At 63.6% G+C, this 23368-nt stretch carries 22 protein-coding genes and 1 other RNA gene; 15 read left to right on the top strand and 8 right to left on the bottom strand.

Annotated features, from left to right (window positions below; translation table 11 throughout):
* Positions 1-21 precede the first annotated feature (21 nt).
* From smpB to FIV43_RS11355, 4 genes are all read left to right on the top strand, one after another.
* Positions 22-537 (top strand): SsrA-binding protein SmpB, encoded by a 516-nt coding sequence (smpB, locus tag FIV43_RS11370; RefSeq protein WP_141014221.1) that lies wholly within the window; start codon positions 22-24, stop codon positions 535-537.
* Positions 530-1462 carry an amidohydrolase family protein gene (locus tag FIV43_RS11365; protein WP_181407460.1) on the top strand — a complete coding sequence of 311 codons (933 nt, stop codon included), beginning with the start codon at positions 530-532 and terminating at the stop codon, positions 1460-1462. The genes smpB and FIV43_RS11365 overlap by 8 nt, the downstream gene beginning before the upstream one ends.
* 157 nt (positions 1463-1619) lie before the next feature.
* Positions 1620-1989, top strand: a transfer-messenger RNA (tmRNA) gene (gene ssrA / locus FIV43_RS11360).
* A gap of 103 nt (positions 1990-2092) precedes the next feature.
* Entirely contained in the window at positions 2093-3340 is a 1248-nt protein-coding gene (locus FIV43_RS11355) for a tyrosine-type recombinase/integrase (RefSeq protein ID WP_141014220.1), read from the top strand.
* Positions 3341-3384: 44 nt separating this feature from the next.
* On the opposite strand, the gene FIV43_RS11350 is transcribed toward FIV43_RS11355, so the two are convergent.
* Positions 3385-4359 carry an ECF transporter S component gene (locus tag FIV43_RS11350; protein WP_141014219.1) on the bottom strand — a complete coding sequence of 325 codons (975 nt, stop codon included), beginning with the start codon at positions 4357-4359 and terminating at the stop codon, positions 3385-3387.
* 222 nt (positions 4360-4581) lie between these two features.
* On the opposite strand from FIV43_RS11350, the gene FIV43_RS11345 reads away from it, so the two are divergent.
* The 3 genes from FIV43_RS11345 to FIV43_RS11335 all read left to right on the top strand — a co-directional run bounded on the left by FIV43_RS11345 (position 4582) and on the right by FIV43_RS11335 (position 6652).
* Positions 4582-5157, top strand: a complete 576-nt coding sequence (locus FIV43_RS11345) for a hypothetical protein (RefSeq protein ID WP_141014218.1) — start codon at positions 4582-4584, stop codon at positions 5155-5157.
* Between the two features lie 68 nt (positions 5158-5225).
* On the top strand, positions 5226-6155 hold the full coding sequence (locus tag FIV43_RS11340) for a hypothetical protein (protein ID WP_141014217.1): 930 nt from the start codon (positions 5226-5228) through the stop codon (positions 6153-6155).
* A 2-nt stretch (positions 6156-6157) separates the two neighbouring features.
* Entirely contained in the window at positions 6158-6652 is a 495-nt protein-coding gene (locus FIV43_RS11335; protein WP_141014216.1) for an Lsr2 family DNA-binding protein, read from the top strand.
* A 50-nt stretch (positions 6653-6702) separates the two neighbouring features.
* On the opposite strand, the gene FIV43_RS11330 is transcribed toward FIV43_RS11335, so the two are convergent.
* Complete coding sequence (locus FIV43_RS11330; protein WP_141014215.1) at positions 6703-6960, bottom strand: hypothetical protein; 258 nt, start codon at positions 6958-6960, stop codon at positions 6703-6705.
* A gap of 343 nt (positions 6961-7303) precedes the next feature.
* On the opposite strand from FIV43_RS11330, the gene FIV43_RS11325 reads away from it, so the two are divergent.
* The gene (locus FIV43_RS11325; protein WP_141014214.1) at positions 7304-7624 is read left to right on the top strand and encodes a histone-like nucleoid-structuring protein Lsr2; all 321 of its coding nucleotides are present in this window, start codon (positions 7304-7306) and stop codon (positions 7622-7624) included.
* 228 nt (positions 7625-7852) lie between these two features.
* Here FIV43_RS11325 and FIV43_RS11320 read toward each other — a convergent pair whose 3' ends face one another.
* Positions 7853-8662: a hypothetical protein gene (locus FIV43_RS11320; protein ID WP_141014213.1), complete on the bottom strand. Its 810-nt coding sequence runs from the start codon at positions 8660-8662 to the stop codon at positions 7853-7855.
* Between the two features lie 470 nt (positions 8663-9132).
* Here FIV43_RS11320 and FIV43_RS11315 point away from each other — a divergent pair, with 470 nt between their 5' ends.
* Positions 9133-11538, top strand: a complete 2406-nt coding sequence (locus FIV43_RS11315; protein WP_181407459.1) for a phage/plasmid primase, P4 family — start codon at positions 9133-9135, stop codon at positions 11536-11538.
* 1043 nt (positions 11539-12581) lie between these two features.
* On the opposite strand, the gene FIV43_RS11310 is transcribed toward FIV43_RS11315, so the two are convergent.
* Positions 12582-12965 (bottom strand): hypothetical protein, encoded by a 384-nt coding sequence (locus FIV43_RS11310; RefSeq protein ID WP_141014211.1) that lies wholly within the window; start codon positions 12963-12965, stop codon positions 12582-12584.
* The gene (locus FIV43_RS11305; protein WP_141014210.1) at positions 12962-14101 is read right to left on the bottom strand and encodes a replication-relaxation family protein; all 1140 of its coding nucleotides are present in this window, start codon (positions 14099-14101) and stop codon (positions 12962-12964) included. Before FIV43_RS11305 ends, FIV43_RS11310 begins: the two co-directional genes overlap by 4 nt.
* 733 nt (positions 14102-14834) lie before the next feature.
* On the opposite strand from FIV43_RS11305, the gene FIV43_RS11300 reads away from it, so the two are divergent.
* Positions 14835-15527 (top strand): hypothetical protein, encoded by a 693-nt coding sequence (locus FIV43_RS11300; protein ID WP_141014209.1) that lies wholly within the window; start codon positions 14835-14837, stop codon positions 15525-15527.
* A gap of 24 nt (positions 15528-15551) precedes the next feature.
* Here FIV43_RS11300 and FIV43_RS11295 read toward each other — a convergent pair whose 3' ends face one another.
* Together FIV43_RS11295 and FIV43_RS11290 are read right to left on the bottom strand one after the other, a co-directional pair.
* Positions 15552-16241, bottom strand: coding sequence for an adenylate/guanylate cyclase domain-containing protein (locus FIV43_RS11295; protein WP_141014208.1), 690 nt, complete (start codon positions 16239-16241; stop codon positions 15552-15554).
* Positions 16242-16261: 20 nt separating this feature from the next.
* A complete protein-coding gene (locus FIV43_RS11290; RefSeq protein ID WP_141014207.1) occupies positions 16262-16753 on the bottom strand; it encodes a Pycsar system effector family protein in 492 nt (163 codons plus the stop codon).
* Between the two features lie 678 nt (positions 16754-17431).
* Between FIV43_RS11290 and FIV43_RS11285 the strand changes: the two genes are divergently transcribed.
* The 4 genes from FIV43_RS11285 (at position 17432) to FIV43_RS11270 (ending at position 21444) form a co-directional block, all read left to right on the top strand.
* On the top strand, positions 17432-18058 hold the full coding sequence (locus FIV43_RS11285; protein WP_141014206.1) for a recombinase family protein: 627 nt from the start codon (positions 17432-17434) through the stop codon (positions 18056-18058).
* 350 nt (positions 18059-18408) lie between these two features.
* Positions 18409-19071 carry a hypothetical protein gene (locus tag FIV43_RS11280; protein WP_141014205.1) on the top strand — a complete coding sequence of 221 codons (663 nt, stop codon included), beginning with the start codon at positions 18409-18411 and terminating at the stop codon, positions 19069-19071.
* Positions 19064-20059: an McrB family protein gene (locus FIV43_RS11275; RefSeq protein WP_141014204.1), complete on the top strand. Its 996-nt coding sequence runs from the start codon at positions 19064-19066 to the stop codon at positions 20057-20059. Before FIV43_RS11280 ends, FIV43_RS11275 begins: the two co-directional genes overlap by 8 nt.
* On the top strand, positions 20056-21444 hold the full coding sequence (locus tag FIV43_RS11270; RefSeq protein ID WP_141014203.1) for a 5-methylcytosine restriction system specificity protein McrC: 1389 nt from the start codon (positions 20056-20058) through the stop codon (positions 21442-21444). Before FIV43_RS11275 ends, FIV43_RS11270 begins: the two co-directional genes overlap by 4 nt.
* On the opposite strand, the gene FIV43_RS11265 is transcribed toward FIV43_RS11270, so the two are convergent.
* The gene (locus FIV43_RS11265; RefSeq protein ID WP_141014202.1) at positions 21441-22580 is read right to left on the bottom strand and encodes a DNA-methyltransferase; all 1140 of its coding nucleotides are present in this window, start codon (positions 22578-22580) and stop codon (positions 21441-21443) included. The genes FIV43_RS11270 and FIV43_RS11265 overlap by 4 nt on opposite strands.
* Before the next feature lie 583 nt (positions 22581-23163).
* Between FIV43_RS11265 and FIV43_RS21020 the strand changes: the two genes are divergently transcribed.
* On the top strand, positions 23164-23334 hold the full coding sequence (locus FIV43_RS21020; RefSeq protein WP_181407458.1) for a hypothetical protein: 171 nt from the start codon (positions 23164-23166) through the stop codon (positions 23332-23334).
* The last annotated feature ends 34 nt before the right edge of the window (positions 23335-23368 follow it).

Below are 23368 nucleotides of genomic sequence, written 5' to 3'. Positions count from 1 at the left end.
CCGACTGGGAGAATGGGATCCATGTCCGCGAAGTCAGGTGGAGCCAAGGCCGCCAAGAACGATCTGGCCGAGGGGCGCAAGCTCATCGCCTCCAACAAGAAGGCCCGCCACGACTACCTGATCGAGGACACCTTCGAGGCCGGGCTGGTGCTGCAGGGCACCGAGGTGAAGTCGCTGAGGATGGGCCGCGCGAGCCTGGTCGACGGCTTCGTCGACATCGACAACGGCGAGGCCTGGCTGCACGCCGTGCACATCCCCGAGTACGCCCAGGGCACCTGGACCAACCACGCCGCCCGCCGCAAGCGCAAGCTGCTGCTCAACCGGGTCGAGATCGACAAGATCGAGCGTCGGGTCAACGAGAAGGGCCTGACCGTCGTCCCGCTCAGCCTCTACTTCGTGAAGGGCCGGGCCAAGGTCGAGATCGGCTTGGCCAAGGGCAAGAAGACCTGGGACAAGCGGCAGAGCATCGCCTCCCGCGAAGCGGACCGCGAGAAGCAGGTCGAGCTGGGGCGACGGCTCAAGGGAATGCGTGACTGACGCTACGGCGTCGGCGCTCTCGGCGCCGGCGAGCACCGACGCCGCCCCGGTACGGCAGTTCATCAGTGACCTCGGCCTGCCCGGCCTGATCGACCTGCACGTGCACTTCCTGCCGCCGCCGATCGAGAAGGCGGTCTGGCGGGAGTTCGACGGTGCCGGGGAGCTGATCGGGCGTCCGTGGCCGATCCGTTACCGCGGCTCGGCCGAGGAGCGCGTCGGGTTCCTCCGCGCCGCCGGCGTCCGGCACTTCTCGACCCTGCCCTACGCCCACAAGCCGGGCGTGGCCGACTTCCTCAACGGGTGGTCGGCGGAGTTCGCCGCGACGGTGCCCGAGGCACTGCGCTCGGCCACCCTCTACCCCGAGCCGGAGGCGGCGACCTACGTGCCACGGCTGATCGCCGACGGCGTCCGGATCTTCAAGGCCCACCTGCAGGTCGGCGGGTTCCACCTCGACGACCCGCTGTTGGACCCGGCCTGGGGTGGGCTGGCGGAGGCCGGTACGCCGATCATGGTGCACGCGGGGTCGGGACCGGTCGGCACGTCGTACACGGGTCCGGAGTCGACGGCGCGGGTGCTCGCCCGCCACCCCCGGCTGCGGTTGGTGGTCGCGCACATGGGCGCCCCGGAGTGTGCGGAGTTCGTCGCCCTCGCCGAGCGGTACGACGAGGTGCGGCTGGACACGTCGATGGCCTTCACGCCGTTCTTCGCCGACGACGACCACGGTCACGGCGGCTTCCCCCACGACCTGGTGTCCCGGATGGCCGACCTCCAGGACCGCGTGGTGTGGGGCTCGGACTTCCCCACCCTCCCGTTCGGCTACGCCGATCAGCTCGGCTGGTTGGCCGAGCTCGGGCTGGGGGAGGAGTGGTTGCGTGACGTGTGCTGGCACAACGCGGCGCGGCTTCTCGGCGTCGGTGCCGCCTGACCGCTCTGTTGTGCGCCCTGGTGTCACCGGGTGACACCAGGGCGCACCAGAGGGCACCGTAGGCGCCCGCGAGGGAATCCCGGGGCGGTGATGACGTTGTGTCCCCTAGACTGGGCCACAACAGACTGGGTCCATCACTCGGTTTGACAACTCAAGAGGGGCTGATCGGTTTCGACTTGGGACGTTAGTTCCAGGGGAAGCGGGTCGAGGAGCCAGCGTCATCTCGTAAACGATCGCTGGAAACCAATAACTGCCGACGCTAAGCGCAGTTCCTTCGCTCTCGCCGCCTGAGCGGTGATCGAAGCGTCTGACCGGGCATCCGTCTCCGTCCCGGACCCAGGCGTCATCTAGGAGACTTGCTGATCCGCTGCTGTCAGGGCGGTTGATCGGGACTCAAACCTGACTGAGCCTGTCGGTGACGTGTTCGTGCGAGCACCGGGGCTGAGAAAACGACATCACGGACTGCACCCGGAGAAGACCTGGTTCGACGCTCGAGGACGCGGGTTCGATTCCCGCCAGCTCCACTATTGTGGTCTAAACGCCACTGACCTGCACATTTACAGCAGGTCAGTGGCGTTTAGGACGCAACACTTTGACGCAACAATCTGCCGAACCTGTTACGTTGCGTCCATGCGCGGCGAGGGCAGCGTGTACCAGACGAAGGTGCGCGGCAAGACGATGTGGTGTGCTCAGATCACGGGCTTTGATTCCACCGTGCTCGATGCCGACGGCAAGGCCAAACGCTGGTACGTGCGAGGCTTCGGCGCGACGCCGCAGCAGGCCATTCGTCGTCGCCAAGCCAACCTGCTCAAGCGGGCGCAAGGCGGTGCCGTAGAAACGCGCTCACGCTCTCCAAAGCTGTCCGCCTACCTCGACACCTGGCTGGACGACTACCCGCCCGAGAAGCTGTCGCCCGAGACTCGCCGCAAGTACCGCCGCGACCTCGAACACCACGTGCTGCCGTACTGCGACAAGCAGATCGCCGACCTCTCCGAATCAGACCTCAAGCGCCTCTTCTACTTGACGCTTCCTCCGCTCGCGTCTCCTGCGGCTCGCTGGAACGCATACAAGACGCTCCGCACGATGCTGAACCACGCGGTCAAGCACGGCGTCATCCGAAGCAGCCCACTCGTCCACGTCTCCATCCCCAACCGCACCACGGCCGTCCGCGAGGGCGACAAGAAGTGGATCAACCGCCGCGTCAGCATCACCAAGCGCATGCTCGACTGGCTCGAAGACCCCGCCAACCCGCACCACGAGCACTTCCCGAGAACGCTGATGATGTTCCTCGGGCTGCGCCGAAGCGAGATCCTCGGCCTGGAGTGGAACTGCATCACGAACCTGCACCGCAAGGGCAAGGCACACATCATCGTGAAGCAACAGCTCAAGCGTCACGAGGACGGGAGCGGCTGGTACATCTACCCCGCCACGAAAAACCGCAAGGATCGCATCGTTCCGCTTCCCGAACGCTGGCGGCTCGCGCTCGTCGCTCAGAAGGAGAAGCAGCGGGCGGCGACAGAGGAGTGGGCGAAGGATCTCGTGTTCCTGACACCGCACGGCCGTCGTACCGACTACAACACGCACGCGAACGCTTGGACCCGTGTGCTCACTGCGTATGTGAATAAGAAGCAGCCCGACGAGCCGATCAACCCTGACTTCTACTGGCGACCACACGCGAGTCGGCACATCACCGCATCACTGCTCTTCGATCAGGGCGTAGCGCTCGAAGTCGTGCAGGACATTCTCGGCCACAGCGACACAGCCATCACGCTGTACTACACCCATCTGACGCGGGCGAAGAAGCAGGCAGCAGTGCAGGCACTTGAAGCCGGCCTGAAAGGCGGTAGTCAGCAGCACCAGCGAGAAGGAGCGGGTTGACGCACAAACCCGCATGCCGATGCTGCCACCTCATCAGGCTGCGGCTACTGACGCGAGAGTGATGGCTTTCGGTTGGACTCCGGAGCAGTGAGCACAAGGTCGCGGCACCAACGCAGATTGGCTGGAAGCGACAGCACAATCACGAGCGCCACGAAGCCGCTTACAAGCTTGTCGGCCTGTGAGACGAGCGTGTTGGAGGTCAAGATGCCCACGAGGCTTGACCCGGTCATGTCCCGCACAGTCTGCGTGATGAAGTCGGTGCCGTTGCCGTTGAAGCCGCCGAAGACCACATACAAGATGGGCACGGCAGTCGCGGTGCAGGCGAGGCCAGTCGCCATGCAAAGCAGCAGATAGCGCTGCAGGCTTCGTCCCATGTCGTAGCGGTGTACTCCATAGCCCCAGACAAGTGCGCCGATGATGTTCACCGGTATGAAGTACAGCGAGGCGATGCCCGAGCTGATCACTCCGAGCACGTTGGTAGCGCTTCCGACGAGTGCGCCGCGCCAAGGTCCAACGGCAACGGCAGCAATGGCCGTGCCGACCATGTCCATGTAGCCAGGCAGGTGCAGAACGTCGACCAGGAAACGACCGACCAGGTTGAGCCCGATGCAGGCTGCAAGGAGTAGCGCTACCTTGCGCAGAGGGGGCGGCTCGATCTGTTGGACGCTCGCTGGTTGAAACTCAATGTCGCCCTCGGTGGTCTTCGCTAGCGCCGTTCCGTGGCAGCGAAGGAGCCAGTCGTCTACGTGAGCGTCGGTCGCTCCGAGGGCAAGAGCGATCTCACGTACAAGCGGAACGTTGACCCGCCGTCGACCCGTACGAAAACAGTCATAGACCGTCGTACGCGCGACTCGGGCCACGTGTGGCTCGGCTCCCTGCGCGCTGCGACGGTCGGTCACGAGCTGCGCCACCTTGTCGAACGACGGATTGCCGACGCGCAGGCGCAAGCGGGACAGCTCGTCAGCTAAGAGGTCCCACGACGCTGCTGCGTCTTCGGCAGGTGCCTCCTGTCCCTCCAAGCTGACCGTCCTTCCGAGATGCCGCACCTCTACGACGGGCGCAAGCGTGACTGTTGAAGCAGTGGCTGATGCTACTTGCTAATCCGTTTGTTCGGGGTCAATCGGCGGGTGTTCGACGGGTGTACGGGGTTCACGTTCGTGCTGCTCAGACGGCATTGGAGGCCGTAAGAAGAGGTGGCGGGCCGACCGGCTCGACGCCATGACGAAAGGCAGTCCCAAGCGATGGTTCAAGAGACCAAGACCGTGTACCGACGAGGCGAGGGTGCCGCTCACTACTTCAGCTCGAAAGAGAGCAAGCCTGACCCGAAGGAGCTGGATGACTTGGCCGGATACGCTCGACTGTTCGACCAGGCTGCCTACGAGAACGCCGTCGCCAAGCTTCATGCCGAGCACGACAACGGGGAGGCGCAGGCGCACAGCATCGACGTCCTGCGCCTGGTGACAAAGCGTTACGAGTTCCTGTCACCGAAGGCGCGCGAGACTCGCAATGCCCAGGTCGACATGGTAGTCGCGCTGCTGAACGACGATCCAGCTCCCCTTACGCCCGAGGACGAGGCGTTTCCGGAGGACAAGCGGTACACCTCGGCCCTGGACAAGCACTTGCAGCAGGTGCAGCGCGCCACGGGCGAAAGCTGGGGCAAGCTCTATGACTGGTGCGCGGTGCCCGCGAAGGGGCCTGGCCAGAAGAAGACTGGCGAGCTTCGTGTGCCGTCTCAGGTGGCGCGCGAGATCGAGCGACGCAAAGAGGCGGCATCGGCGAAGGCACCCGGTCGTAGAAGCTCTGGAGCGTCAAGCTGACGAGCGGCCTGGGTGTCGACGGGCCAGATCATGAGCCCGCCTACGCCGCGCTCGACTTCGCCCAGCAGATGGCGCAGGACGATGCCACTTTCGACCTGATCCGGTGGGAAGACGGCGAGCGACCGATCTGGTGGCGGCGTAGCGACGTCTTGTGGAAGTTCAAGACTGACCAGGGACGACTGTTTGTAACGACGGACCTCGACCATGCTTATACGCAGCTGCTCGCCAATGAGGCGCGAGCGACGGTGCACGCGACTCGCCGCGCCCTGTTCCTACAGCTTCCGACAAGTCAGCTCGACTTTCCAGTGCGCATTCCTGGGCTTAGGGTGACGGCAGAGCTGACGCTCGCAGCTCCGGCATTGCGTACCCAACTGGAGCTGCTTGGCAAGTTCAAGAGCTGGCTCAAGTCGTACGAAGAGACGACCCGCTTTCAGGTGCTTGAAGTTGCACAGCTGTTCGCGGAACGGCTCGTTGCCAAGGCTCTTGAACAAGGAAGATCTGAGCACGAAGCCTACTCCGCGGATGCTGTCGCTTGCCTATTCGACTTAAGCGTTGACGATGGCTTGCACTGTCTCGGTGTAACCCCAAAGCAGCTTCAGCGATGGGCTGCCGACACGCAGCACTTCGAGCTACGGCAGTTGTGCGCTGCCGAAGTCAAGCGTCGCGATGACACCAGGCTGGCAAGAGTGGGAGCAGCAGCCGAAACCCGAGATGGGCGCGCCCGGCGCGCGGCCGACGAGCGCGGCCTACGGGAGTTCCTACGGTGGCTGAAGGAACCGGACTTCGTGCCGGAGAACGAGGCAGAGCGCTACGCCCTCCTGTTGCACCACCAGATCGACCTTGAGACAGACGGAACTAAGCGTGACGCCCTTACTGCGAGAAGAGATCGCTTCATCGTGGAGTTCGTCGTAGGTGCAGCCCCCATCGACACCTGTATGACTTTGCCGCGCTTGCTAAAGCATCTCGAAGAACTATGGACGCCGAAGGATAAACAATAACGATGGAGCAGCGAATGTCTAAGCTGACTTTGACGTACCGCTCCGACGAGGAGTCATTCGCAGAGTTTCTGAAGCGAGTCCGTTTAGGGTTCGGCATTGAGTTGGATGCCTTCGCGGCATTTCTGGGTGTGAAGCAGGAGGTGCTCGACCGCTGGATGACGGGCGATACTCGTTACATCCACGCCACCCGACTCTCGAAGTGGCAGACGATGGGCATCGTTGTGCGCGACACAGAGGTTCAGCCGGACCGTTCGGCCTTCGAAGAGTTGAAGGACGAAGTGGAGTCCTTAGTCGATGACGACGGAAACGTGCTGTACGACGAGCAGGACATTCGTGACACCACCGAGTGGATCCGCTTGTTCAAGGCGAGCAAGGAGTCGAAGTCGGTGAGCGATGCTGAGATCCGCAAATGGGCCCGAGCGCAGGGGATGAAAGTGCCGGTGCGCGGCCGGTTGGCTGCTCGCCTGCGTGTGGCACATCAGCTGGCAAACAACTAGCTCTCGTGGCTCTGACCCGCCCCACGGGGACGAGTCAGGAGCAGGTTGGATCAGGCCTCGCGCTTCGCGCTGTCGACCATCTCGATGAAGGACTCCAGCGCCTTCAGCACGGCGTCACGCTTGGCGACAGCGCTCGCGCCGTCCTTCGAGAACAGAGGACGCTTCTTCTCGGCGTCGAGCACCACGGAGGAGCACTCCGACCGCACTCGCGAGAAGAGGCGGGAGAACTCGGCACGGTCGAACGCGGCCTCGTCCTTGGTAGCGGCGGCGGTGCTCTTGGCACCCTTTTCGGTAGTGGTGTTCGTCATGGGTGGAACCATTGCCGGTCTACTAGAGAGCGCAATGGGCTAGCGCAAACTTCTTCGAGGAGTTTGTCTTGGCGGGTCTAGCGGCCAGCGTGAGCCAGCCGGGACTCGCAGTGAGACGGGCGGTCGCACAGTCCCGATGGTTCCACCGCGAAACGTAACAAGACCGCTGAGATGTCAGCCCTGGCGTCGTAGGTGCCGCGGTTCGAGCTGAGGCGCTCAAGATTTGCCTCCGGTCTCAGGGCACGGCGCGAGATTACGCGTAGGCGAGGCATCACTCACCTCGCGCTACACACGCCATCGGATAGCGTTAGGTGCCCCGTTGATGCTCGTTGAAAGGTTCCTCATGGCTCGCACCACACACGTCGTCATCTCCGATGACATGGACGGCTCCGATGACGCGCAGGAAGTCAGCTTCGCGCTGCAAGGCACGAGCTACACCATCGACCTCACAGCCAAGAACTTCGCCAAGCTTGAGAAGGCGCTCGCACCGTTCATCGAGAACGCGCAGCGCGTGCCTGCCTCCAAGCGCGCACGTCGACCGTCCGCGAACGGGCAGAGCAAGTCTGCAAAGGTCCGCTCGTGGGCGAAGGACAACGGCTACGAGGTGCCGAACCGTGGGCGCGTGCCGCAGGCCGTTGTTGAGGCCTACGACGCCGCCCACTGACAGCTGACTACCAGCCTGAGCCTGCCGAGTTTTCGGTAAGACTGCACAACCCCGCAGTAGCGACGTTGCCTGCGCAAACACGGCTCGAACGCCGTGAGCCGTCAGCTACGGCCGCACAAAGGTGCGTCACGGAGCCGACGCGCTCAGGATCGCTTCTCGCTCGCGCTTGGACCGCAGTAGCGCTGCGCCTCGAGGAGGCGCAGCGCTACTAGTCGGTCGCTGGAAGGGTCAGCGGGAAGCGATGACCTTCTCCGCAGCGGCGGCGAACAGCCAGCCGGCCTTGCCGTCCTTCCAACCGAGGATCGACACCCACACGTACTTGCCGCGAAGGCGACGCGGAATCTTGACCGAAAGCACGGGCCTGCTGGCGTTGTACTTCGACACGAGGTCACCATTGTGCCGAGTATTGGTAGCAAAGTCGTGGGAGGTGAAGCGCTTGGTCTTGCTGACCCACACTTGGGTGGAGTAGCGCGTGCCCTTCTCCCACGTGCCTCTGAAGGAGAACTTCGCTGTGCTTCCCGCGCGGTAGGAGTACTGCCCACGCACCCTCTTGCTCGAAGTCGAGAATGAGCGGGGGTGCTTCACAAACTGGTATGTCCATGATCTCGGCGCGCTGGTGCTTATGACCTCGCCCTCGTCGTTGGTCTCTTCGACCGTGAAGTCATAGCTGGTGCCAGCCTGCATGCCGTCGTGGGGAATGAGCGCCTTGAACTCGCCCTCGGTGCCGGAATCGTAGGCTGACTCGAACGAGCCGATGTCACTGACGACGATGCGGTAGTGCCGGTGGTTGCTCGGGGTGGAGTCGGTAAACGTCAGCGCTGCGTGGGTATAGAGCGGGACGTAGGGCGTGAGCCCCCCGCAGCGTTCTCGGTCGTGATCTGGCCGATCACGGGTGCCTCGTCTTGGGCGTGCGCGGGCGCAACGAGGGCGAACGGGGTGAGCACGGCTGCGATGAGCGCGGCCGGGATGAGTCGAGTGAGCATGCTGCCTCCGAAGTTGGGTGGTGGCAGCACCGTATGTGGCGTTCTGCGCTTGCATAACCCCAAATCGACTTCCCGGACGCCGGTCGGACAACGCACGGCGAAGTTCATGCAGATCAGCGCGTGCGGAGTGCGTGGACTCCGATATTGAACGCGCCCGGTGGTGCGAAGGTTGGCAGACCAAGGGTGCAAAGTTCTGCTCCTTGGGGTTCTTGCACCGTGCACCACCGGGTTTTTACGTGGCTCTCGGCACCGGGTCAGCGGCAAGTCGCGTCTTCTCGCGACCGCCGCCGAACTTGTAGGCCAGGTGTTGCAGCCTGTTGCAGTGGTTTTAGAGAAGTCCCGGGGAAAGCTTCTACAGCAACTCCAAAACCACTGCAACAGGCTGCAACGGGATCGGCTCAAGGCAAGGAAGAATCACGGCTAGCGCCGAGTAGAACAGCTAGGTGGGCCCCTGGCGATATTTATTTCGTCACCTCGACTGCCCGAGGCGGTGAAAAACGAACCAAGGAGCCCATTCTCATGCACATGCAGCAACTGGTCGACACTCTATTCGACTCAACCGCCGTCTTTTTCCCCCTTCCCCACGGGAGCAAGACGCCGAAGCTCAAGTGGAAGGAGTTCGACGCCGAACTACCCGCCTCCACAACTACGTACGGCGTCGACTGTGGCCGCTCCAACCTGGTCGTTATCGACCTCGACCGCCATGCCGAAGGCGCCGACGGAGTGGAAGCTTGGAGCCAGCTTGTCGAGGACGTGGACGACAACCCTCCGACGCTCGTCGTGGCTACTCCCAACGACGGCCTGCACCGCTACTACCGTGCACCCGAGGGCGAGTCCCTGCGCAACAGCGCGGGCCGCATCGCACCCGGCATCGACGTGCGCGCCGTTGGCGGTTACGTGGTCGGCCCGCACTCTCAGGTGCGGCGCGCAGACGGCACGATGGGGACATACGAGCTCGTAGAAGTAGAACCCATCGCCGAGCTGCCGAGCTGGCTGCGCGAAGCCATGATGAAGCCGGTGGAGCAACCCGCGACCTTCGCACCCGCCCCCGACGACTTTCCTGACCAGTACGCCCGCGCAGCGCTCGAAAGCGCGACTCTCGCAGTGATGCGCGCACCTTCAGGACAGCGCAACGACACGCTGAACCGGGAATGCTTCGGCGCCGCCAAGGCGGGCGCGCCCGCCGCGGAGGTCATCCGCATGATGACCGGCGCCGCACTGAGCCTTGGCCTGTCCCAGGACGAGGTAGACGCAACGGTCACGCGGGCCGTGGAGGAAGGCGCTCGCCATTATGTGCCTCGCACGCAGAACACGCCTGCTACGGCGTCGTACGCAAGCGCCGCAGTGCTCGGCGCTGGCGCAGGCGGCAGTAAGAGCGTGGGCATCGAGCACTTCAAGGATCTGACGATGGCCGAACGCTTCATCGCCACCAGGCTCACCACTCACCGCTACGTGGCCGAGCGCCGGACCTGGATTCGCTACGACCAGTCGACGGGTGCGTGGGACGTGCTCGACCCTGCCGTCATGCAGGCCGAGGTCATGGCGTGGCTTCGAGAGGAGTGGGAGGCGGCCGCGAGAACGATGGACCACAACATCACGAAAGCCGCCGTCGTCTGCCTCAAGAAGCAGACGGTTGCCAACGTCTGCGATCTCGCAGCCCTCCACGTTGTCGTGGCTAGTACCGAACTGGACGCACACAGCGACCTGTTGCTCGTGGCCAACGGCGTTGTGCACCTGCCCACCGGCACGCTGCGCCCCTTCGACCCTGACCTCCTCATCACCAAGCGCGTGCCCTCCGCTTTCACACCCGGGAAGACCAACTGGGTCTGGTCCAAGATTCTTGAGGCCGTGCCTGTCGACGTGCACTCCTGGCTGCAACTCATGGCCGGTCAGACGCTTACTGGCGAACAGCCCGCTTCCACCGTGTGCTTGTTCCTGCACGGCGGGGGAGCGAACGCGAAGTCGAGCTTCCTCGACGTGATGGAGGCCAGCGCTGGGACCTACGGCGGGCTGCCGCCACAGTCCACGCTCATGCGCTCCACCAGTGGCGGCGAGACGTTCAACCTCATCACCTTCAAGGGGCTTCGCCAGGCGTTGGTCGAAGAACTGCCCGACGAACGCAACCTCGACGTCGGCAGCATCAAGCGCCTCGTCGGCACCAAGAAGATGACCGCCCGCGGGCTGCGCGAAGCGAACCAGACTTTCGACGTTGAGGCCACACTGTGGGTCTCCTGCAACCGCCTGCCCAACGTCAGTGAGACAGACCCAGGCACGTGGAGGCGTCTCCTCGTTGTGCCGTTTCCCTATACCTACAAGAAGAGCGCCGAGGGGTGCACCGACCCGATGGATCGGGTAGCGAACCCCGCTGTTCGGGTCCTCGCGAGCACGGACCCGGATGCCGCCGAAGCATGCTTGGCGTGGCGCATCGAGGGTGCGAGGCGGTGGTACGCCGACAAGCGTGAGGAGGTCAAAGTGCCCGTGAGCGTTACAGAAGCAAGCCTGGCCTGGCGCGAGTCGGCCGACAACATCATCGGCTGGTTCAAGGACTCGGTTGAGGCCGACATCGACTCCTTCTGCCTCACCGAGGACCTCCGTGACAGCTTCAACACATGGGCACGGGCCCACGGCTACCAGCAGTGGAGTCACCGCCTGTTCATGGAACGCCTTACTGGCCACGACGCGCTTCGCGCTAACAAGATGAAGTCGGCTCGCGGCCGCACCGGCGCTCTCACGCAATCGCAATGGAAGGACCCCGCAAAGTTCGACTCACCCCGCCGTGCCGGTGAGTCCTGCACTCACGTCAAGGGGGTGCGGTTCAAGGCGAAGGGCGCGTCTGCAGCAGCGCACGATGACCTGGACGAGGACGGCCTGCGCCATGACGCGGACCTCTACGCCGACCTAGATGACTCGCTCGCAGACGAAGTCTTCTGAGAGGACACCGGATGCGCTAGGGGCGACCTGACCTCTTCCAGTTGGCCAGTGCGCCGTCGCCCATCGAGAAGCTCTCGGCGGGCTTGACCTACCGACCATGCAAGCCGTGGCCGCTCGTCACGGTGAGACAGTGCAGCGCGATGGCGCCTGGAGCGAAGCGAAGCTGCTCGTCGTCCTGCGATCACTGCTTCGCGGTGGTCAAGATCTGACGGCGCGGAACGTGCGGGTCGGCGGCCTACTCCACGACCTGCGCGAGCAACGGCGCCGCGAACCCGCCCAACCGTTCGACCGTGACGTAGGAGGACACCGACCACGCGTGCGCCGCCTCGTGAAGGACTCCAAGCGACTCTGACAGTGTGCCGAGCACCTGCTCAAGCTGCCCGCGCGGGCGGCTTGAGCTGTGAGAGTGAGTTGTCCCGTCGCTAGCGGAGACGGCGCACACTCCGGTTATGCGTTGCTAGCGCAAGGTCATGCGGGCGACGCACCTTGGAGACAATTTTGTGAGGAAGCACCGAAACTTTCAGCGTGAGCCGTCGAGGGCTGAGGTGTGTAGCTGCGCTGCTCAGGGCTGCATTTCCCTTGCTCTTTGCGCGTCGTCTCGGGCAGTCCTCATCGCACTCAGAGGCCTCCGCCCGAGATCATGGGGGAGGCCTCTGGTTCAGAACGGGGACCGTTAACGCGAGGCTGGTGCCAGCAGCACGGTGCGACGGCAGAACGGGCAAAACAACGACTCGCCCCGCCGAAGCATGCGTCCGTGGCGCCACCAGCGGTTTCGGCTCATACGCCAGCAGGATGGCTCATCAGGGCGCGTGGCGCGCCACTTGGGAAGCTTCATGCCGGTCACCACTGCTTCCTCATGCCGCAGGAATCACAGACCAAGAAGTCGCCGTCGGCGCGTAACGGCCCGTGGATAGCTCGGCCGTGCTTGCCGATTCTTACGCAGCGTCGGCCACCGTCGTCACCGTTCCGTTTGCTGTTCTCGAGTAGTCCTCGCCATTGAGGTGACAGCGTCTTCCGGTTGCGCGGACCTCGTGTGTTCGCGCTCATTGCGTAACGCCGTCCTGTCGATGCACAGGTCGGTTGTTCCGCGCGGGGTTCGACGCGGCCAGTGCTCTAACTTCTTCACCGTTGTGCGCTCTAGTGAAGGTGCTAATGCGGTCGCGATTCGATGTGCGAGCATCGATTCTCGGCGGAATAACAGCAGCGGAGTCAGTAGACGTGGCATGGCATAGAGCCCTGAGTTCGTCGTTGTCTCGCTGCAAGCGCATGTGCTCGTCGTAGGCCACGCCCGCACGAAAGCGGGCAATAGCCCAGAGCTCCGCCACGTCCTCGCCGCCGGGTTCGCTGAGTGAGAGCCGCATGAGGCGTTGGACTCGCTCGTTGATCTCGCTTGCCAGCTCCTCGATGAGCTTCTGTCCGTCAGTCATAGCCGCCACGCCCTCTCCGAGAATGGCGCGCCGTTCCAGCCCATGAGGGGTACGACTTTGCAGAAGGAGTCGTCGAGCAACCCCAAGTTCTCTGCGGCCTGGTCGACGCGAGCCGCGGCACTCTTGCTGTTGCAGACCCACACAAGCTTGTCGAACGTGCGGTGGTCGTCCCGCAGAAACGTGTTGATGATCCGCTCGTAGTCGCCGATGGTCTTTATGCTCGTCTCGATTTCGACAGCGACCGAGCCATCGTTCTGCAATAGCACCAAATCAGGGAAGTGGTAGGTGCTCACGCTTCCAGGCTGACTTAGCTTCGGCACGACCGTGAGGAGGCCAGCACGCTCACTGAGGGCTAGCGTTCGCCCCTTGGCGGCGAAGTCATCTCGCTTCCAGTTCCGGGCTCGGCCATCGAGCTGCGAGTGCTCAGATTCCGTACCGTCTCGCCAGCTCCACCAAGACGAGGTGATCTGGTACTCACTCACGAGCTGGTCGATGCTCGCGCATTCCTTCTCGTCTTCTGAGCGCAGAGGATTCCAGCCGATGAGCAACTGGATGGCCACCTGGTTAACTGCAAGGAAGTGCCCGAATTGACTTGTCTCCACGTCCTGGGCAGTGACGCGTCGCATAGCCGCGGGGTCAAAGCTTTTAGTAGTAGCAAGCAGGCTCAGGCCGCGCTGCGTGATGAACCAGGGCAGTTTCACGCCGAAGACGTCGCGGTGAGAAGCCACGAGCCCTGCCTCTCGGAGGCCGAGGAGCCGCTTGTGAGTGCTCTTCGGTTGCACGCCTGCGAGGTGCGCGAGCTGTGTTGAGTTGCTGAACTTGAAGCGAGCGAGGAACGCGAGAAGCAGCTCATCCCGCTCGGTGAAGGTGCGGCGCCGGTACTTCTTGCTGGTGTTCTTCTTAAAGCTCGTCGGCTTAGGCGTTCCCGCTAGGTTGCCGAGACGGGGATCGTCGGGGTTGCGCTCGCGGGTAACTTGTTCGTCATCGTCGTTGCAGAAGTACTCGGCATAGGTCGTGTCGAGCCTGTCTTCGCCTGGCGGCGTTACCGCGTCGCCCTGGGAACAGACTGCGAAGGCAGTGCCTCCGGCGTCTGCCAGCGGCAAGCGAATGCCGTTGAAGCGTGGGGTGTCGGTCATGGTGGTGGTGCCTCCTCGTGGGTGAGCCGCGTCCTGCTGGCGGCGAGGAGTGGAATATCGGAATGTCGTCGCTCCACTGGGCGAAGTGCTTGACGCCTACTTGGGGACCACCTATGACGTAGACCTCGACGTGGCGCTTGTCGTGCGGGTACGTCGACCCACCCCCGGAGCGCTGCGAAGCACCCCGGACTCGCTGGCGCTCGACCCGCCCTGCCGGAAGTAAAAGCGTCTTCCGTCAGCCAGCCTTTGCCGTCTCCGATCAGCCCGTGGGCCTGACCTCCGACGGCGGCAGGAAGCTTGCGTAAGCCCGCTGTCAGCCCTTGGGGCTGCCTTCGGCCTCACTCCACCTTCCAACAAGCACCGCGCAGCCTGAGGCCTGCACGGGTAGCGCCATCTCCTCCGAGAGGAGGACTGGCGACTACGGGAAGCCGTCGAAAGTGTGCCGACACACTTCCGGAAGCATCTGGCAGTGTCTCGGGGATAGCAGCGCCACCAGATCTCTCCGGACCACTCCCGTGTCCGGTATGGAACAGGCAGGGATTCACCTCGCGCGCGAGGCGAAGCCGAGCGCGGTGGAGCGGAGCAAGAATAAGGGCAGCAAAGCAGCGCTGGGCCGCGCGGCGCTACGCCCGCCCCTTCGGCCAATGGCCGGAGGTGGTTTTTTTTGACCGCCGACAGTCTGCGAAGGACTCCGATATTGGCTCTCCATGAACGCCTCACACAGGAGCACGCCATGACCTTGAAGTACCACCAATCACCCGATTCCGGCACCTGGACTCGCTGCGTCGCTCGCGGCGCGAGTAACGGGGGAAGGGACTGCCCCTTCGGCGCGCCCACCGTCGACCACCTCGACCGCACCGAGATTGCCCTACGCAGCGGCGGCATCCTGAGGACGACACAGGGCGGCAAGGAGAAGCGCTTCGTTGTCACGCCCGTCATTGGGGGCGCGTACGCAGTTGTCGGCGCTGACGGCACTGCTCGCACCTACACGGAGAAGGGCGAGCTGATCCCCGCGAAGGCGCGGCGGGCGTTCTATGACAGCAAGCTCATGCCCGCGCTCACCGACCGACAGTCTGCGAAGGACAGCGGTGGGGGAGAGGAGACCAAGTCAGACGGCAGTGCGCCGGTCCACAGCACGCCCGACGACGACGGCAGTGATGCGGCGCACGGCTCCGGCAAGTCTTCGAGCAGTGCGCCGGTGCGCGGCTCATCGAGCGCCGCCGGCAAGACTCCTTTCCGACAGTCTGCGAAGGACAGGGCGAAGGCGCGGCACGAGGCCACCAAGGGCGTGCTTCGCTGGGTGGGCACGCTCGCAGCGGGCCACGGCAGCACGAGCGCATCACCGGCGCACAGCGCGAAGATGAGCAACGCGTGGAGCTTCCTCGTCGCCTGGTTCGCACAGCTGTTCACCGACACACAGCTCTGAGATCAACAGGTGTTGATGCGACACCTAGAGACTGCACCACCACGTCGAGCCGTAGATCTTGTAGCCGAGGTCTCGCGTGCCGAGGTCGGTCCACATGTTGCGACCGTCGCTCCCGATCTTGGCCCAATCAGCAAGCCGTTCGTAGACGTCAACTGTGATGTACGACGGGTATGCCGTGGGCAACGCCGCCATCTTCGCGGCGTTGTTGCTCGCATTGCCGACCCACACGAGGTCGTTGCTGCCACGGATGCCGGTGCGGGCGACGAACAACTGCGACGTGTCGATGCCGACGCGCTGTTTCAACTCGAAGTCCGTGTCGTACTTCTTTTCAAGCTTGGCTTGCACGATCTCCCGACAGGCCCAGTTGATCTGAAGAGCGCACTTCGCGGCCTCAGAGTTCTTGCGATCACCGATGAACACGCCCATCACGCGGTCGCCGTCGTAGGCGGTGATGCTGCCTCCCCGAGCGCGGATGATCTTCGACGCGCAGTAGAGGTAATTCTTGTAGACCTCGGCCGCGAACCAGTCCTTATAGCCCTTAGTCATCTTCGTGCTTGCCGCGAGGTCGGCGTAGAGCACGGTGGCGTCAAGCTCGACCGCGACATTGCTCAGTGGCAGGTCGTCGGGGTCGGGGACCTTCTGACCTTTGCGCCTCGTCCACTGATCATCGAGCACCTTCTGCACATAGGTCCCGAGCTCGTCCTTGAGTGCCATGTGTTGTCTCCTCCTCGCAGCTACAGGACCGTGATGAGTGCGGCGGCACCCGCGAACAACACGCCGAAGGCGAGCACGGCCAGTGCCCAACCACTGGCAAGAAACTTGCCGCGGGCGACGACGCTGTTGGCCCACACCTGAGCCGCCACCTCGCGAAAGTACCTCTCGTCGTCGCTCAGCAACTCCTTGACGGCATCCGCGTGGCTGTCGGCATCGCCCTTGTATCGACGGGCCACGTGCTCGAAGTAAAGCAACGAGACCGGCTCGCCGACACGCAGCGTGGGTATCAGTGCGTAGAGCGCGAGTCCGGCAGCGATGAGTGCCGCGACGCCAGACAGCACGCCGAACACGACTGCGCCGCAGGGCGCGGACTGGTACTTGTCGCTGAGGCCAGCAGAGGCAAGTGCACCGGCGAGGACGCCTGCGCCCGCCAACGCGCCTCCCGCTTTGGCGTCGGCGAAGCGCACCCACTCGTTGGTGGCGTTCAGCAGACGCCAGGCATCGTCAATCACGCTCGGCAAGTTACCTGCTGCCTCCGACAGTGTTCGGACCGAAAGCTTCGCAGGTCGTTGGTCACTTGGATGGTCAGGAGCGTCCGCGACATAGTGAACGCCCTCGGACCCGTCGCTTCTCGGTTCGAGCCGCGAGCTGTCGTCCCCGCCTGCGTCCCTCGTCACGCAGTTCGCGATGATCACATCCCTGAGTTGGCCCGTGCGCTGCTTGAAGTGAGTCAATGACTGACTGATGCGCCACCGCCTACAGATCGTCTCGCTTGATTGCGCTCACACGGCGCCGAAGCGATATTCCTTATGCCTTCATCAACTACGACCAAGGAGCAAGGCTATGAGGAAGTTTCACATCAACGGCAAGGGCGACGCAGAAATTTGCAGAAACGTTGACCGTTGTCAGCGCGGTGAGCTGGTTGAGCACTACGGCTCAGCATCTGCTGCGCGCCTCGGTTACGAACGATTCATGTTCGGTCACACACTTCCATTACCGCTGTCGAAGAGTCGACCCCGTGCCTAGGGGATGCTTCTACAGCCGTCGGCGCCGGAACGTGAAAATGCGTTGAGGCTCGGCATCGTCGTTTTGGGCTGCAGCCAAAGCGCCACCTCGTGCCGCGCAACAACGTCGTGTCACACGGGCCGACTCCGATATTTGCGACACCACCGCACGGAAGGTCCAGGCCCATGAGCAACACCCACGGCCAGACAGTCACCTATCTGCGAGTCAGCAGCGACACCCAGCAACTCGACCGCCAGGACGAGCTTCGCGAGCACGCCGATCGCGTCTTCGAGGAGTACGCGAGCGCTGCGACACGTCAGCGGCCAGTGCTCACCGAACTCATCGCCTACGTACGCGACGGCGACACCGTGCGCGTGTGGAGCATGGACCGTTTGGCGCGCTCGCTCACCGACCTGCTGGCGCTCGTCAAGGAACTGAACGGCAAGGGCGTCACCGTCAGCTTCACGAAGGAACGACTCGACTTCGTGCCGCATCACGACGACCCGATGAGCACGCTCCTGCTGCACGTCATGGGCGCGGTTGCGGAGTTCGAGCGCAGCGTCATCCGGCAGCGACAGGCTGAGGGTATCGCGAAGGCGAAGCAGCAAGGCAAGTACACAGGACGACAGCCCGTACTCGCTGCCGCTCAGGTAGATGAAGCGAAGGCTCGACTGGCTCTCGGCTTGTCGAAGGCTCAAGTCGCTCGGGAGCTGGGCGTCTCGCGGTCGACGCTGCACCGAGCGCTCGACGGCACTCTCGTCCTTCGGGGCTCAACGGTGGGACCATCCAGACGTGACCACGAAAGGCCGTAGCAATCACTCGTGGCAGCCGGGAGAGCGGAGCGGAGACACCTTCGTCACGGAGTGCGCTCACTGTGGCCTGCGCGAGTGCGAGCGCTGGCTGTCTGACGATCAGGGGAGGGCTGCTGTCGGACTCGTGTGGGCGAGTCCTTACGGCGCGACTGTCCCCGTGCGGCCGTTCAAGTTCAACAAGGACCGACGACCGGCGACGTGACCAACTACGGCCTGGCACGAAGAGTTCCCCGCCAACCTTCTTGGTCGCACGCCCATTTGCCCGAAGTCACGTCGCGCATGGGATACGCCCGGCAACTAGGAGGCGGAAAGACACTGCCGCGGCGCTCATCGCAAGTAGCCTGGCCAACGTGCCAGACCAAGACGATCCGACACATGTGCTCACCATCGCCGCGGTGCGCTGGGGCATCGACACGCTCGGAGAGCAGAAGCTCCACCCGACCTTTGTCCCGTACCTGTATCTACGTGAGCAGGCCCGCGCGGGACTACTCGACTCGGCATCCAGTGGCTCAAGCGAGATGCTCAAGCTCATCGAGATGCCGGGCCATCCGACGAAGCCGAACTACTTCCCACTGATCAGTCGCGGAAAGCGAGACGCTGGGCCGCTTGCCACGTTCTGGCGGGCAAGCAACATCGCGGGCAGCTGGTCGCCTGGCTCGATCGGTCGTCAGGTGTCCTGGCTTGAAGTGCCTGGTGGAGGCGCATACGCGATGCCTGATGACCACGTGCAGCGAGCGCTCACGGACATGCTCTACGGGGCGAAGGTATCGGCGCTGGCCCTTGGAGCGTACTTTCTGCGCAACGACGGGTTTGTGCTCAGCGACGCACCGACTGCTGATGACGTGATCGACGCCTTTCGAGATCGCTTTGACTACCCAGTCGACGCCGACGACGAGTTCGAACCGCTGTTCTCGACGGAGGTGCCCGACGTCGACTTTGAATGGTTCGAAGAAGTGACGCCCGAGCTGAGTGCGGAGTTCACGCCCGTCGAAGAGGAGCCGAGCGATGTTTGAGTCGTTGGTGGCCGGCGTGCGCACTCTGTCCGCTGACGATCTGGGCATCGGTGTGGAAGCGAAGGCGCAGACAACTCATGCTTCATCCGCGCCAGACGCCCCCGAGGTGCCAGCCGACCACCCGCGCGTGGTCGAGATCATGCGCCTCGCGAAGATCTTTGGCGGCGTGATCCTCTCCGGCCCGCCTGGCACGTCGAAGTCCTTCTACGCGGCTGCGGCCGCGGACCACATGACTGACCGCGATACGGAGCGGTACCGGTTCGTGCAGTTCCACGCGAGCTACCAGTACGAGGACTTCATGCTGGGCTTCGCTCCGACGACTACGGGGTTCACTCTCAAGCCAGGTCCGTTCCTCGAACTAGTCGAAAGAGGCAAAGACCGTCCTGACGATGAGCTGCATGTCCTCGTCATCGACGAGCTTTCGCGCGCAGACGTCGGCCGGGTCTTCGGCGAAGCTCTCACCTACGTAGAGCGCACCAAGCGCAAGCTGCCGTTCCGCATTGCCAACGGCCAAGAGATCTTCGTGCCGACTAACTTCGTCATCATCGCCACGATGAACCCCTTCGACCGAGGCGTCGATGAGGTTGACGCTGCCTTCCAGCGGCGCTTCGCCAAGGTCACGATGGACCCTGAGCAAGACGTACTCGAAGCGATACTCCTGCAGAACGACATGGACGAAGCGCTGCGCCGCCGGCTGCTCGCCTGGTTTGGACGCATCAACGGTTACGCGCAGAACAACCCCGCCGCCGCGGTGGGACACGCCTACTTCTCGGCTGCGAGCGACGAGGAGTCTTTGCAAGATGTGTGGGACTACCAGCTCAAGTACCTGGTCGAGCGAGCCTTCCGCCGCGACGAGAACAGGAGGGCAGATCTCGAAACGGCGTGGCGTCACGTGCTGGAGGGACCAGCGCGGCGTCAGCCTGCCGAGCCCGTCGAGGATGAGAGCGACGAAGCTTCGGCGGCCGCGGGCGAGACTGACACGCAGTGAAGGTTCGTGAGCGGGATGGTGTCGTCTATGTCGACTGCGTGGAGTACGAGCAGCTCGACATAGACGCGCGCCTGTGGCTAGGTGAGGGCCACGAGGCGATTCTGAACGCCGAGATCGACGGCCGCGACGTGATGCGAGCCAACTTCAGCAAGGGTCGGCTTCGCCTACAGGCAACGTCCTTCGTCGGAGTCATTCCGCTCAACGACCAGGTAGTCGTGCGAGTGAAGCCGCGAGTCCCCATTGCCAACCTCACTCGCATGGTCATCGACACTGGGCACGCGGTGTTGCCGCTGACCGCCATTCGCGACTACGCGGCACGTGGACGCGCAGACGAGTGGTCCATGAACCTGTACGCCGACGCGTTACTCGCCTACGTCGACGCGATCCTCGACGCCGGACTGCACCGCGAGTACGCGCAGCGGACCGGAGAAGGTGCCCACCCTCGCGGAAGATTGCTTGCCACGCAGACGATGCAGCGTTTCACTGCTCGTGGAGTGCCCAACAAGGCAGCTTTCACATGGTTCGAGCGAACGGTGGACACCGCCTTGAACCGCTGCGTACTCGCGGCAATGGAGGTCGTGTATGACTACCTCAACCAGGTGCGGGCGCAACCCCGAAAGGGCAATCGCGCACGTCTGGCGCGCCTCGCGGGCCATTTCGCAGCCTTCGAAGAGGTGACCTTCGATCGCGACTACCGCTTTCTGAACGACCGACGCGTCGCTGGGCACGAGCCCCTTCCAGACTCCCGCAACTACTACAAGCCCGCCCTCGACTTGTCGGTCGCGATCTTGCGTGAGACAGGACTGGCACTTGACCTCGGAGGTAGCGATGTGCAGCTTGGCTCGCTACTCATCGACACCAACAAGCTCTTCGAGAACTTCGTGCGCGTGAGCCTGGCACGTACAAGCGAGAAGGCCGGCTGGCCCGTCGACGTGCTCGACGGCAACACAGACGGCTACGTTGACCTCTACGACGTGCCCGACACTGTGCCCGCCCCGTTCGGAGTGCCGCTCACCGCCCTCTCGACGCAGGACAAAGGGCGCGCGCAGCCTGACGTGGTGTTTCGTCTACCCGATGGTGCGGTTCCACTCGTTGCAGAGGTGAAGAACACCGCGCATGGAAGTCGCGCGAAGGCCGACGACGTACTGCCGGAACGCGGTGAAGTTGAGCAAGCAGTCACGTATGCGCTGCGGTACAACCTGTCATTCACCGTGCTCATTCACCCGTGGATCAAGGGCACCAAGGGCCTCGCGTACGTGGGCCGCGTGCGCACCATCGACGTTTACGACTACCGACTCGATCTGTCGACCGACACTGGGCTAGATGCCGCCCTTGAAGACATGGCCCGCACCATGGCGCGGCTGTCAGGTGTGGACGCGGTCTAAGCGCCCACGTCCGGCTTGTTCATGAGCGGAACCAGGTCAACGCCGATCGCATCGCGCCGCTCCGCCACTGCCGTCTTGAGCGTCGTGCCCGTACCAGCGAACGGATCGAATACGACGCCGCGAGTGGGCTGCCCGTGACCGCAATCAGTCCATCCCACAGTGCGCTTGTTACCGAAGGTGAACTCGCGGAAGTACCCGCCCAGTGCGAGCTTCGCTTCGGCAGCGAGGCGCTGCACATCGAGGCTGTTACGCCCCGTGCCGTTCTGGTACTTCGTGGCCTTACCGACGTCTGACACGCCGAACGCCTGGATCGCTCGAATGTGAGCGGGAGTGAGCCCGCGCTCCTTCGCGAGCTCCATCGCGCGTCGAGCTTGCGGCCGCTTGGGATCGAGCTCGCCCGTGCGCTCGATGACGCGCTGACGAGGCGCGCCGCACTCGCCGCACACCTGCAGGGGAGCAGCGAGAAGGACTGCGCGGCGTACGAGTTCCTTGGGGTAGGGCGCAAGGTGCTGCCCCATGTTGCGCTCGGGATTGATCGTCCACACGTCGCCGGGGTTAGCGCCGTTGCCCATCTCGGCGGAGTAGCCCGCGAGGTCGTAGTAGTAGTTGGGCTTCGCGGTCAGGTGGATGACGTACTCATGACGGTTGGCGAGGCGGTTCTTCACGGGATCGGGCATGCCCGACTCCTTGGCCCAGATGATGCGGTTGCGCACGAACCAGCGACGGTTGTTCACCGCGTCCCACTCGATGCGCCCAGGAATGCCGAGCAGGGACTTCTTGTGGTACGTGTCGCCGACGTTGAGAAACACTGATCCGTGAGGCCTCAACACGCGCCGCCACTCGTCCAGGCAATCAAGGATCGCGTTGACATACGCCTCCGGTGTGGTCTCCTGACCGATCTGATCCGCATGCCCGTAGTCACGCTTGTTCCAGTAGGGCGGCGAGGTCACGATCAGGTCCACGGAGTTGTCCGGCAAGCCGGTCTCACGCGCATCGCCTGGAGTGAAGGTGAGTTGCGGTTCAGCGAGCTGCGACTCCCAGTCTTCGAGCTGGCCCACTGACGCCGCCGACAGTGTCGGACGTGCTGCTTGAGGGTCGGCGTCGTCGCGCCGTGCTTTCGCGGAAGACTCGCTCATCGGTTCTACAACTCTCCTGTGCCTGCCTGGCCTCCGTGGGTGCGACCGTGACTGTAGAGACAGCCGCCGACACATCACCAAACTGCAGCTGAACGAGACCAACCTACCGTGGTGCTTCGCCTGCCTTCGCGCATTGCCGACCCGTGTCAATGAGGTCGCACGACCCGACCGCTAGGCGTGTGCGAGACGCTCCTCGCTGCGGTCTAACGGGTGGTGAGCGCAAGGACACAACGTTGCCGCACGCACGGTGCTGTCCTGCTCCAACCGCTGCTACTTGCGCGCGGGCGACGTTGGCTGGGCGGGTGTCATCGTTAGCAGGAAAGTGAAGCTACAAATATGGGCTTCGACGCAACGTCATGACGCAACATTTCATGTGCTATGCATTAAACGCCGTTGACCTGCATCTTTGCGGTAGTTAGTGCATTCCCGCCAGCTCCACAGATGGGACTCTGACGGCTTGGTCTGCGCTGAATGCGCGGCCCAGGCCGTCAGGGCTTTTTCCTGCCGCCGGCGCCCTTGCGCCGCGTGGTTTGGTGGGAGACGGGTGCGAATGTTTCGGCCGTGACCGGTGGAGGTGACCGGAGTGACCCTCTTCTCGCTGGTGGTCACCGTCCTGGTGACGATCGGGATGGTGGTGCTGATCCTGCTGTTCGAGCGCAAGCGCGCGGAGGGCATCCAACGCGACCTACGGCGGCGGCGACCCGACGAGGGTCTGGACGGCCCGGACGACCGACCGGGGGCCGATCGGCCGTGACCGCGCGGCGGCGAGGGCTCGGAACGGCTGCGCC

Origin of the sequence: Nocardioides sambongensis (assembly GCF_006494815.1) — a bacterium.
Taxonomy (GTDB): domain Bacteria; phylum Actinomycetota; class Actinomycetes; order Propionibacteriales; family Nocardioidaceae; genus Nocardioides; species Nocardioides sambongensis.
Note: the sequence above shows the minus strand (reverse complement) of the source record. Positions and strands in the feature narration are given on the sequence as shown.